The organism is Paenibacillus sp. OK003 (assembly GCF_900109515.1).
Taxonomy (GTDB): domain Bacteria; phylum Bacillota; class Bacilli; order Paenibacillales; family Paenibacillaceae; genus Paenibacillus; species Paenibacillus marchantiae.
This window is the reverse complement of sequence record NZ_FOBD01000019.1, coordinates 25512-37881: the sequence shown is the minus strand read 5'-3', so window position 1 is coordinate 37881 and position 12370 is coordinate 25512. Positions and strand designations below refer to the sequence as shown.

Annotated in this window: 10 protein-coding genes; 2 read left to right on the top strand and 8 right to left on the bottom strand. The window is 47.1% G+C overall.

Annotation, left to right across the window (positions count from 1 at the left end; all coding sequences use genetic code 11):
* Nucleotides 1-57 precede the first annotated feature (57 nt).
* The 6 genes from BMW94_RS24655 to BMW94_RS24630 form a co-directional block, all read right to left on the bottom strand.
* The gene (locus tag BMW94_RS24655; RefSeq protein WP_091001445.1) at nucleotides 58-678 is read right to left on the bottom strand and encodes a polysaccharide deacetylase family protein; all 621 of its coding nucleotides are present in this window, start codon (nucleotides 676-678) and stop codon (nucleotides 58-60) included.
* 180 nt (nucleotides 679-858) lie between these two features.
* On the bottom strand, nucleotides 859-1734 hold the full coding sequence (locus BMW94_RS24650) for a carbohydrate ABC transporter permease (RefSeq protein WP_175480844.1): 876 nt from the start codon (nucleotides 1732-1734) through the stop codon (nucleotides 859-861).
* Nucleotides 1735-1749: 15 nt separating this feature from the next.
* Nucleotides 1750-2619, bottom strand: a complete 870-nt coding sequence (locus tag BMW94_RS24645; protein WP_017691225.1) for a carbohydrate ABC transporter permease — start codon at nucleotides 2617-2619, stop codon at nucleotides 1750-1752.
* Nucleotides 2620-2760: 141 nt separating this feature from the next.
* Nucleotides 2761-4074 carry an extracellular solute-binding protein gene (locus BMW94_RS24640; protein ID WP_091001444.1) on the bottom strand — a complete coding sequence of 438 codons (1314 nt, stop codon included), beginning with the start codon at nucleotides 4072-4074 and terminating at the stop codon, nucleotides 2761-2763.
* 114 nt (nucleotides 4075-4188) lie between these two features.
* Nucleotides 4189-5775, bottom strand: a complete 1587-nt coding sequence (locus BMW94_RS24635; RefSeq protein ID WP_091001443.1) for a response regulator — start codon at nucleotides 5773-5775, stop codon at nucleotides 4189-4191.
* The gene (locus BMW94_RS24630) at nucleotides 5763-7595 is read right to left on the bottom strand and encodes a cache domain-containing sensor histidine kinase (RefSeq protein WP_254790353.1); all 1833 of its coding nucleotides are present in this window, start codon (nucleotides 7593-7595) and stop codon (nucleotides 5763-5765) included. Before BMW94_RS24630 ends, BMW94_RS24635 begins: the two co-directional genes overlap by 13 nt.
* A gap of 82 nt (nucleotides 7596-7677) precedes the next feature.
* Here BMW94_RS24630 and BMW94_RS31025 point away from each other — a divergent pair, with 82 nt between their 5' ends.
* The gene (locus tag BMW94_RS31025) at nucleotides 7678-7992 is read left to right on the top strand and encodes a four-carbon acid sugar kinase family protein (RefSeq protein ID WP_091001442.1); all 315 of its coding nucleotides are present in this window, start codon (nucleotides 7678-7680) and stop codon (nucleotides 7990-7992) included.
* Between the two features lie 45 nt (nucleotides 7993-8037).
* On the top strand, nucleotides 8038-9768 hold the full coding sequence (locus tag BMW94_RS24620) for a sulfatase family protein (RefSeq protein WP_091001499.1): 1731 nt from the start codon (nucleotides 8038-8040) through the stop codon (nucleotides 9766-9768).
* Nucleotides 9769-10042: 274 nt separating this feature from the next.
* On the opposite strand, the gene BMW94_RS24615 is transcribed toward BMW94_RS24620, so the two are convergent.
* Both BMW94_RS24615 and BMW94_RS24610 read right to left on the bottom strand, forming a co-directional pair.
* Complete coding sequence (locus BMW94_RS24615) at nucleotides 10043-10897, bottom strand: aldo/keto reductase (RefSeq protein WP_091001441.1); 855 nt, start codon at nucleotides 10895-10897, stop codon at nucleotides 10043-10045.
* Nucleotides 10898-11067: 170 nt separating this feature from the next.
* On the bottom strand, nucleotides 11068-12318 hold the full coding sequence (locus tag BMW94_RS24610; protein WP_091001440.1) for a macrolide family glycosyltransferase: 1251 nt from the start codon (nucleotides 12316-12318) through the stop codon (nucleotides 11068-11070).
* Nucleotides 12319-12370: the final 52 nt, after the last annotated feature.

Genomic DNA, 12370 nt, shown 5'->3' with positions numbered 1-12370 from the left:
ACGGGCCCAGTCGTTCCAATGAATGATGGGCCCGCTCTATTATTTTGTGTTGATAAATCAACAAGATAACTTCAACAACTCACTTACAGTCACCAAACGGTACCCTTCCGTGGCCAGTTCATCCACCAGCACACGAACCGCCTCCACCGTCTGGGAACGATCCCCGTACCCATCATGGAATATGAGCACGCTGCCAGGTTTCACCGCAGACCGGGTATGCTCCAGAATGTGCTCAACACCCGGATTGTCCCAATCCTTCGCATCCCCGTTGACCGCACCAATCGTACGATATCCACGCTCAGCTGCCAGAGACAGTATATCATCGTTTACGCCAAAGTATGGTGGTCGGAAGCTGCGGGCAGGTTGCCCCGTAACTTTTTGAACAAGACGTTCTGCGCGTTGCAGCTCCTCCTCGGCTTCCTCCAGTGTCAACTTGGTCAGGTCCGGATGCGTATACGTATGATTTGCGATCTCATGCCCTTCCCGGTGCACCTCCGCCGCAATCTCCGGGTGAGTCTCCATCTCTTGGCCAATCATGAAAAACGTTGCCTGCCCACCCGCACGGCGGAATATCTCAAGCAATTGAGGTGTATACACCGGATGCGGCCCATCATCAAACGTGAACGCCACAACCTTTTCCCGAACAGACTCCTGCTCTACCATCGCAATATTGACCATACTATAATGACCCTTCTCTGCAACTATCTGGCTACACACTCCCTTATTATTCCATGTCCATAGGCCGCGGTCCAGTCCAGAGATCACACCTTGCGAAATCCCGAATCAAGCCGATATCTACCAGAAAGAGAGCAAGCAGCAATCCCCTACTACCGCCACGCCCTCCAGTCCAGCCTCCAGCTAACCCTTGATCGCACCTGCGATCATACTCTTCTGCACCTGTTTGTTCAGCAGCAGATAGATGACCACCGTTGGCACCGTCGTAATCATAAGTCCCGCACCAATGATACCCCATTGCGTAATGTACGTTCCCACCATCGACATCATGCCCACCGTCAATGTCTGGTAAGCCGTGTTATTGATAAACGTGACCGCAAACATCAGCTCATTCCAGCAGGACAGAAATGTGAAGATCGCTACAGTTGATATGGCCGGACGCACAAGCGGCAGGATAATGGAGAAAAACGTCCGGTATATGCCACAGCCGTCGATAACCGCCGACTCCTCCATCTCTCTTGGGATACCTTTGAAAAAACTGCCCAGAATGAATACCGCCATCGGAATGCCAAATGCCACATAGGGAATGATCAGAGACCAGTAACTGTTGAGCAGGCTCAGATTCTTCAAAATAATAAACAATGGCAGCAGCGCCGCATGAATCGGTACCATCATGCCCAACAAAATGAGCGTCATCGTCAACCCGCTGAGCTTCCAGTTCATCCTTGTGATTGCGTATCCCGTCATGGAGGACAGGATCAGTACCAAGACAATGGAGGCCGCAGTAACCAACACACTATTCATAAAATAGGTCAGCACATGGCCGTCGGACATGGCTTTGGTGTAGTTGCTCCACAGAAACGCTTTGGGCAACCCGGCCACATCACCGCTGAAGATTTCACTGTTATCCTTCAGGGAAAACAGCGCCAGCCAGATGAGCGGGTAGATCTGCACAATCGCAACGAGGATCAGAAACGCTTGCAGGAACACTTTCCCGATCGGTCCGGAGATGGACCTCGGCTTGGGCTTTTTTTGCAACATGACTTCTACGGTACTCATGCCTTTTGCCTCCCTCTACTCCGTTTTGAACAATGAATTAATGAGGATCGTACACACCAGACACTCCACAATGATAAAGACCGAGATTGCACTGCCATATCCATACCGGAACGTATCAAAAATGGTAGCGTACATCAGCGTGCTTGGCACTTCAGTGGTGTAGAACGGCCCTCCACCCGTCAGCACATAGATCAGGTCAAACACCTTGAACGCACCGATGACCGAAAAAACAAGGCTTACCTTCAGAATTGGCTTCATCAGCGGGATCATGATGGACCACGCCGTGCGAATACGGGAAGCACCATCCATTCGAGCAGCTTCGAGCACATCCTGAGACACGGACTTCGCACCTGCATACATCAGCAGCATGTGATACCCCACGTACTGCCACAAGGTCGGAATAAACGATGCCGCCAGCGCGGTGTCCTTCTGCCCCAGCCAATCCTGTGCCAGGCTGGATAAGCCGATACTTTGCAGCAGCACGTTCAGCAGGCCATAATCGGCATTGTAGATTTTTGACCACAACTGGGCAATAACCACAGTCGAGATCAATACCGGGATGAAATACACGGTCCGGTAGAATCCTTCCCCCTTGACGTTGGACGCCAGAATCAGTGCGAGCACCAGCGAGATCGGCAGTTGAATGAACACCGAAGCACCCGCGAATAACAGGGAGTTTTTGATCGAATTCAGCACCCGGGTATCCTTAAACATCTCCACATAGTTGTCCAGACCGATAAATGTACCCCTGCCTACGCCGTTCCAGTCCAGCAGACTGTAATAACTGGAGACAAAGATCGGAATAAGCACAATTCCGCAGAACAGAAGCAGGGTCGGCAGTACAAAGACGGCTATCGTGCCTTTATTGGAAAATACAGAGTTCATTGTTGTTCTCCTCTCAAAGGCGTGACCGGGATACACCGGACCACGCCTTGTTTGGGTTCATCTTCATTGTAAGCAGGCTTCAACTTGGCAAGCTCACGAGCATACACGTGTAAGGATTGCGTGCATATTAGCCTGCGCGAATTACAGACTCAGCTCTGTTGGTTTGAGCTGTGCCATCTGTTTGCAGAACTCCTCCGGTGTTACATCTCCGGCAAGCAGTTGGGCAATCAGGTTTTTGTGCGCTTCGGCAGACTCCGCTGGCAGAATGTTATCCCACCACGCGATGAATGAGGTCGCCGTTTTCATAATATCTGCCGCAGACAGATCAAGGGAGGACAGGCTGGATGTGTCGAGTGCATCTGTTTTCCAGCTTGGCAGGCCGGCTCCAGCCAGGAAACCTTGTGTACCAAGCTGCTCACTCAGATACTTGAGGAATTCAACCGCTTCATCGGGATGCTTAGTGTTATTGCTAATATAAAAGCCATCCACGGCTCCGCCGAATATTTCCGTATTATTTCCTTTGCCGTCTTCAAATACAGGGAAGGGAATGACCTTCACCTTGCCCTTGGTGGCCGAGGACGGGTCCTCAATTCCTGCATTCACCCAGTTGGCCTGAAACATCATGGCTCCATTGCCTGCGTTGAATGCACCCAGCATTTCATCATAGCCCATGCTGAACATGCTGCTGTTAAATGCCCCTGCTTTGGTCAGCTCCTGCATTTTGGTTGCCGCTGCGACAAAGTCGGGCGAATTCCATTTTGCCGGATCTTTAAACGCTTCAATGACCGCTTCATTCCCTGCCTGACGCATCGCAATGATGTCATACCAGTACATGCCCGGCCAGCGATCCTTTTCCCCCATCAGCGCCGGAGTAATTCCAGCGGCCTTCAATTTCTCTACCGCATCAAGCAATTCCGTATAAGTGGTCGGCAGCTTGGCTCCAGCCTGCTCGAACAGCTCAGTATTCACATACAGGTTAGCGATATGGGTGTAGACCGGAAGGGTGTAGATTTTCCCATCCTTTTCAATCGCCTCTGCCATGCCTGGAGCCATACGTTTTTTCAGGTCATCCGTAATATACTTGGTGATTTCCAGCACGTTTCCTGACTGGATATAAGGCTCCATAAAACTTCCCCCACCCATACCGTAAAACAAATCAGGCGCCTCGCCTGCTGCAATGGATGTTTTGACTTTGGTTTTGTACTGCTCGCCCGTCGTGCCTGTCCGTACAATCTGGATGTCTGGATGTTCATTGTTCCATTTCTCGATGATTTGCGGCAATAATTTCGCCGAGGGGTCTGTATTACCTACGGACTGATCCCACAGCTTCAAGGTAACGCTTCCATCTCCGCCTGAACCTTTGCCCTCCGATGACTCGGAAGAACAGGCGACCAGGCTGCCTGCAATACCCAACGCCAACACCATACCCAGCGATCTTTTTAATAGCGCTTTCATCTTGTGACCTCCCCTAATCAGGTTTTGTTCTACTCGTACTATTTTAGGGAGTCCTTTCCAATATCACCATTTAGAAAACGCACATTCGCTTTTAAAATTCAAACATGTTCCAGGTCACGATTTGCGTTGTCTGTACTCATTCATGGATCTGCCTGTGCTTTTTTTGAATAAAACACTAAAATACTGCGGGTCCGTGATGCCGACCTGCTCGCCAATCTCATACCCCTTCATTTGGGTCTGCTTCAACAATACCTCTGCCCTTTTCATACGCAAATTCGTAAGATACTCGACAAAGGTTTTCCCCGTTTCCTTCTTCATCAGCCTTCCCAAATGACCTGGACTGACAAAGAAAGCCGCAGCGGTATTCGCCAGGCCGATATTCGGATCGCTCATATGATCTTCCAGGTACATCTTGACCTGACCGATCAGGTTGTCTTCCTTGGTCTGGTTTTTGGAATATACCGTTTCGGAAACATATTGAACGTAGTCTTCCAATCGGGTTATCAGTTCAGACAGATGGTCGGCTGTAAGAATGGACACCAGTGCTTCGGTATTCAACACCTGATCACTCTCGATCTGCTGCTCCATTGCCGTTCGCTGGCATTCTGTGATCACGTCCATAGCTGCAAGGCGAAACTGTGACACACTCGAAAAGGACACATCAAAGATATGATGCAGCACTTCAATCGCACGCGCAGCAGAACCAACGCTAATATAAAATTGCAATCGCTGAAGAAGATCGGTGTTCGACCGATATGACTGCTCCCGGTTATCCACGATATCCTCGAAACAGACCACTTGATTTTTTCCGACAAAGGCTTGGTATTCCAGAGCGCGGCAGGCTTCCTGATAAGCTGCTGGGCCCTCCTCTACATGGCCATGCTTGCGTCCGATGCCTATGCTTACGGCACAGGGATAGGAAGTGGTAAGAAGGGGAATGAGCGCTTCGCCATCTTCAATAAAATCCACACCGGAATTGAAGCTGATGATCACAATCCGGTTTCGAGTATCCATCAAATGCACTACACCCGGTTCTTTTTCATAAAATGCGTCTATTTCGTTGCTGCACTCCATGCTGAGCAAAATCAACTGCTCCTCCGTCTCCTTGGCCGATGCAGTCGAAACTTCGATGACGGCGATCTGGATTTCACGGGTCGTCAGAAGCATCGGAATGTTAAAATAGGCCGCCTTCTCTCGAATTTCTGCCTGCGTGGTGAGTACGCCATTCAACCATTGCAGCACAAATTTTTCACGTAGGTAAGGGAAATTACGTTCCAGATCTGCCCTGAGCCTCTGGATTTCCTGTTCACGTTTTCGCTCCTCATCAATCATGACCCTCAGCTTGTCCGTCACTGTAAGCAGCTCGGCAGCACGAATAGGCTTTAATATATAATCCACGATGCCTATTTGGATGCTCTGGCGTGCATACTCAAATTCGTCATGACCTGTGACGACCACGATTTTAATATCCGGGTACTTCTTCAGAATTAATCGGCTTAATTCAATCCCATCCATGTTAGGCATATAAATATCCGTAAACATAATATCCGGCTGCTGTTTGTCCACCAAGTCCAGGGCTTCCTGCGCGTTCGAGGCTTCTCCCATGATGCTCATGCCTTGCTCCTCCCAGTCAATGCGCATACGAAGCAAGTTCCGTATCAAATACTCATCGTCTACAATCAGCACGTTCAATTGTTCCATAACGCATCTGCTCCATTCGGTATTTTGATCAAAATAGTCGTTCCTTTTCCTGCTCCACTGTGGATCGTGATGCCGTCCTCTATTCCATAGAACATTCGCAAACGTTCCAGCGTGCCCCATAGGCCAAAGCTTCTAATTTCGCCTTTCTGCTCCGTTTGATGAAGAATCTGATCGATCTCATGCTCGGACATGCCAACACCATCATCGGAGATGGATAGTTCCACTCCGCCTTTTGTTTTGCTCGCATGAATTCGGATGGTGCCCTTTGATCCTTTGGGACGAATACCATGGTAAAGTGAATTTTCAGCCAACGGTTGCAGCACAAGCTTAGGTATAGGCGTCTGCAAGCAGCCCTTATCCACGCGGAATTCCATCTCGAACGTATCCTGATAACGCGTTTTCTGAATTTTCATATAGTTTCTTACAATCTCGATTTCCTCCCCAAGGGTGATCACGTCGCGGCCTTTGCTGACACTCATGCGATAATACGTGCCCAGCGCTTCCAACAGCTCGCATACCTGATGATTGCGCCCGGACAGCGCCAACGAAGTAATCGAATCCAGTGTGTTATACAAAAAATGCGGCTTGATCTGGGCCTGGAGTGTATTCAGTTCAGCTCTTCGAATCGTCTTCTGTTCTTCCAACTTGCGTTTGAGCATCTGGTCCATTTGTTCAATCATCTGGTTGTAACCTCTGAATAGCTGTTTAAATTCATAACTGTTCAGTTCCATATTCACTTTTCTGAAGTTGCCGCTCGGTGCTTTGTTCATGGATCGCAGAAGCTTATGAATGGGTTTGATAATACTGTTCGAAATGATGAATGAGCTTACAAAAAAGACCGTTCCGTTGATGCTCAGCAGAGCGAGTGCCAGTAGGACAAGTGATTTATTTCTCGTATCGACGCTATCGTATGAATTCACACTGATGAATTTCCATTGCTCCTTCCCATCCGATCTGTAAGTGACCGCATATTTTTCCGATTCGCCATTCAGCGTAAAAGACCCCGAATTGCTCTGCTGAAAATGCTGTTCCAGCTCATCGATGTGAGTAGTCAGCATTTCTTGAAAAGCGATATTGCCTGGATCAACGGTCGAATTATCGACAATGATCTGATTATGTTCATCCAAGACGGCAATCTGAAACGAATCCTGGTTTAACAGGTTGGCATACGCCTGCGCAAAGGATTCTCCTTTGATATTGATGACCAGCATCCCTAAGGGGGAGGTGTTGTCGAGATCCCGAATCATCCGAATGAAGGAGATAAACTGTTTATTTTCCGAACCCGGAGAAACTGACTCGCTGGCATTACGTAGCAGCATATACCTTCCCTTGTTACGCAGGGCTTGTTCATACCACGAGGTTTCTTCAACGTTCGCTTCCATGAACGAAGGCAACTCTTCTGTCCCGACCGAAAAACGGTGACCCGAATTGTCATAAATATATACAGAATCAATAATTGGAACCGCTTGCATCAGATTGTACAAATATGTACTGACCTTTGCCTGGGTTTGCAGGTTAGCATACACGTCGCCTTGCCTTAACAAGTTTTGCAAATTATGATCCGAGAAAATCATTTTGGAATAGTTGTTTACATTCTCAATCATCAGCTCCACATTGGTTTGGATGGAAGTAATCGTTTGCAAAGATGTCTCATTGATTTTTTTCTGCGCAGAGCTCGCTGATATTTGGTTCAGTACCAAATAACTGAACGCAACTGTGAGCAATATGACTAGAAAATAAGCAAATGGTATTTTAAAAGCTAGTTTTTTCGGCTTGCTGCGAATGAATGCTTTCAATTCATCAATCCAATTTATGATCACTTTAGACCTCCGCCTTATTTCTCTATGTTCTTTCCTCACATATGCATTATAGCCGCAGCTCTGTTTTTATCTCAATGAACTTATAACGATCGCCACGGGCTATCCCAAGAACAATCGCACCATTCTTAATGGCACTCATTATCTGAACGGCGTTCCACTGGCCGATACCGAGATTGCGAATGATCCGAAGACACCTGTGACCCTTTCATATCTTCCGGATTTGCTCAAGCTCCAGACCAAGTATGAAGTGGGACAGATTACGGTGAGTGATCTTGAATCGGGTAACGACCGTTTCCCATTCTTCTACTGGGAAACGGTCGTTTTGCGTACAAGCGTGGTTAATGGATATGGACTTTTCGTAATCATCATCACATACCTTAAAGTAAAAAACGATTGAGGGTGTGTGAACTCCGTGAACAATACTTCCCTGCCATCTTTTACTATGGAGAAACCCAACTTTCTCGTCATCCTTGTAGATGAAGAGCGTTATCCTGCTGTATATGAGAGCAAAGAAATACAGGCATGGCGTAGAGAAAATCTGATTACCCAGGAACGTTTAAAGTCTCATAGTATGGAATTCCATCGGCATTATATCGGAACAACCGCCTGCTGTCCCAGCCGGGCTACCATGTTCACAGGTCAGTATCCATCACTGCACGGTGTCAGTCAGACTGTCGGCATTGCCAAAGAATCGTATGACTCTGACATGTTCTGGTTGAATCCCAATACAGTGCCTACCATGGGCAATTACTTTCGAGCAGCAGGATACCAGACGTACTATAAGGGAAAATGGCATATATCCAATGCGGATATCATCTCTCCCGGCACCCACCAAAGTGTTCCCAGTTATCACCCCTTGACCGGGGTTCCGGAGCCCCAGTTGGAAAGCCTGTACCTTCACGCGAGTCGTTTGGAGGACTTCGGATTCTCCGATTGGATCGGCCCTGATCCCATTGGCAGAAACCCTCGAAACTCGGCTTCCTCCGCCGCTTTTGGCTTAAGTGGACGGGATGAGGTATACGCCGCCGAAACGGTTCATCTCATTGAATCCCTTGATCGCAGAAAGAACGAAAATCAACAAGTTGAGCCCTGGCTCATTGTCTCTTCCTTTGTGAACCCGCATGATATTACGTTATATGGTGATCTCGCCGCGCGCCTCCCCAATTTCAAATTCGAGGTAGATCCGATGCCCGCAGTCCACGCTCCCCCGACAATACACGAGTGGCTGGGTACCAAACCACGTTGTCAGGCAAGTTACCGAGACTTGTATCCAAGAGCTTTACAGCCGATCACCGATCAGAGCTTCTACCGCCAGCTATATTACCAATTGCAAAAAAATGCGGATCGCCAAATGTTCAAAGTGTATGAAGCTCTTACGCGCTCCTCCTTCTATGACAATACCATTGTTATTTTCACATCGGATCATGGCGATCTGTTGGGCGCTCACGGCAATCTTCATCAAAAATGGTACTGTGCCTATGAGGAATACCTTCATGTTCCTTTTCTGATTCACAATAAACATCTGTTTCCCGAGCAACAACATGTGCACAGCCTGACAAGTCATGTCGATCTGCTGCCAACCATGCTAGGCCTGGCCAATATTAATGTTTCCGAAATCCATGGACGATTGCAAAAGAATTTCAGTGAAGCCCGCCATTTGGTAGGACGTGATCTCACGCCTCTTGTTTATGGAAACAATAATCCGGCGCTGACCCAGCAACCGGTCTATTTTATGACGGACGATGATGTCACACGTGGTCAGCACCAAACCAATCCATTGGGCGTACCCTATTCGTCTGTTGTACAACCCAACCACATCGAAACCGTAATTACCACCCTTTATAAAAACAACAAACCGGAAATCTGGAAGTTTTCCCGGTACTTTGACAATGCTCAATTTTGGAGTCAGCCTGGGGTAAAAGATGTCATCACACTGCCCGTTGGGAATCCCGCTTCAGCTTCAGGACAATGTGTAACATTGACGAAAACAGAGCCGGTACAGGATGAATATGAATTGTACAACTTAACGGACGACCCACTGGAGACCTGCAATCTGGCCCATTCTGCCTATGCCACTCCGCAGACGATGAACATTCAGCACTGGATGATGCAACTTCTGGAGGAACAACGGAATCAAAAACGTTTGTATCCTCATCAACCTACGATAAGATGATCGGGGAAATCACATCTCTATCATTCGTTAAACAATTTCTTTAAACCAAATCGTGGACGTATGGAAAATGCAGCCAATAACATGTGCTCGGTTCTTTAAAAATTAAGTAATAAGCTAAAAAAGGATGTCCTCGTCATGTTCATGACTTATGGGACATCCTCTTTTTGTATATTGAAATGAAGTATATCCCTGTAGGTTAGGAGGCCATATTTATTTTATAACCAATCAATTCAACTCACCGTAAGGTGAACCGAACTTTTTTATGATAAGCCTTTTAAAATTCTTCGTACTCACTCGGGTCCTGATTCCACAACCGTCCATCTTTACGATTATAAGAAGAAATAACTTCCATCTCCTTCTCGCTCAGCTCGAAATCGAAAATATCGATATTCTCTTGCTGGTGTTGAAGAGAACCTGCTTTAGGGATCGGAATTGATCCAAGCTGGGTATGCCAGCGCAAAATAACCTGCGTACCCGTTTTGCCATGAGCCTCGGCAATACGAAGGATCTGCTCATCTTTTACGATATCCTGTACCGCATCATTGCCACGCCCAATGGGACTCCACGATTCGTTAACAATGCCATGCTGCGAATCCTTCTCCCGCTGATCGGCTTGATCAAAGAATGGATGCAGCTCAATCTGATTCAGACTTGGCGCTACTCCGGTCTCCTTAATCAGGCGTTCATTGTGTTCCGGCAGGAAATTGCTAACTCCTATGGAACGGATATATCCGCGTTTCTTCGCCTCAATGAGTGCTTGCCACGCTTCCACATACATATCCTGCTTGGGATTCGGCCAGTGAATCAGATATAGATCATAATAATCAAGATCTGCTCTGTATAGAGATTCTTGGATGGCTACGATCGCCTTTTCAAAGGCATGGTAACGCCCTGGCAGTTTAGATGAAATGAGTAGGTCTTCTCTGGAAACGGAGCTCTGTTTAATGGCCTTCCCAACAGTCGCCTCGTTCTCATAGTTATACGCTGTATCAATTAGTCGGTAACCTGCATCCATCGCGGACGCTATGGATTTAACACCTTTTTCTCCTTTTAAGCTATAGGTACCACAGCCAATGGCAGGTACTTTTAAGCCATCATTTAACGTATATTCCGGGATTGTATGATTCATCTGTAAACTCTCCTTTGCGAAAGATATACTAAAACGATATGGAAAAGGTGATATGCCCTCTCCGTTTATTCTCCCCCTCCATACGCGGATGAATCAAATGAAAGAGCCACTAATCCGTTTTATGGAGTAGTGGCTTTCTCGTCTAATATTAATAGAGGAAAGTCGTCTCTTTATTCAAGCGAAGAGATGGGTGTGGCGGATAACGACCGTTCGCCCATAAAGTTCTGAATGGCGATAGCAGCCTGCTTGTACCCGCCAGCGTCACGTAACGTTTTCCCAATAACCTCAGCATGTTCCTTGTAGGAGGCATTGCCGAGCACTTCTAATACCGCGTTTCTCAGTACGTCGGGTGTAAGGTTATTTTTATCCACGATGACCCCTGCTCCGAGCTCCTGCACCCGGCCTGCTACACGCGGCTGATCCGAGGTTAACGGGAGCATGACCAGGGGTACATTATAATACAAAGCTTCGCTTGTACTGTTCATGCCCGCATGTGTCAGAAAAGCATCTACACCCTGCAGCACTTCCAATTGTGGGAGATAGGGGCTGATGATGAAATTTTCAGGAATGAGATCCGCAATGGGCTCCAAATCAGTATCCTTCCCTGAAGACAATATAAACTGCACAGGCAAATCACGAAAAGCCGTAAAGCACAGCTTATAAAAATCAAGATCCTTATTTAAAATGGTTCCCATCGAAATATAAACCGCCTGTTTATAAACGGCATGCAGAGATTCCTTTGCAAAGGATGGTGCATCCTTGCGGGGTGTAATTGATGGGCCAGTGAACACAAAGCTGTCATCCAGCTTGTCCCCCATGGGTTGAAAATAACGGCTTGTATAAACAATTTTCAGTTGTCCTGGGTGCCCTGAAAGATCCGCTAGAGAAGGAACAGCTACATTGAACTGAGAAGCTAGTTGCTGGGACATCTCAATGATGCCGTTATACAGCTCCTTGACCTCCTCATCGTCATCCTTCAGTTGATTTTGATTACCTGATCCGAGAGGCTCCACAAAAACAAAAGTGGTGGTTGAGCATACCGCTGGTATACCCAGCTTTTCACCTAAAATTTGTCCTCCCCAGCCTATTATGGAGTCAAAAATTAAATAATCGTAGGTTTCATTTTCGATCAGATTCAGAACATCCGGAATAAAGCGTTGAATAATTTTTTTCAAAACCATATATAAAAATTGATAAGGATGCTTGATTTCAAATGGCTTCATATCTGGGTTGTTGAGCAGGCTTGCCTCGTTGAAGGAGTATGCTTTAAATTGTGCACCTAACGCTTCAATCTTCGTCCGATATTTTTCCGTACAACAGTAGACGACTTCATCTCCGTTCTCGATCAGTTCCTTGATTATTCCGAGCGTCGGATTGATATGCCCTTCTGCAGGCATCATTACAACTAATACACGTGCCACGAAATTCACCTCCATTAAATTTTCCAATCTTCAAAGCGGGACATTTTATTTC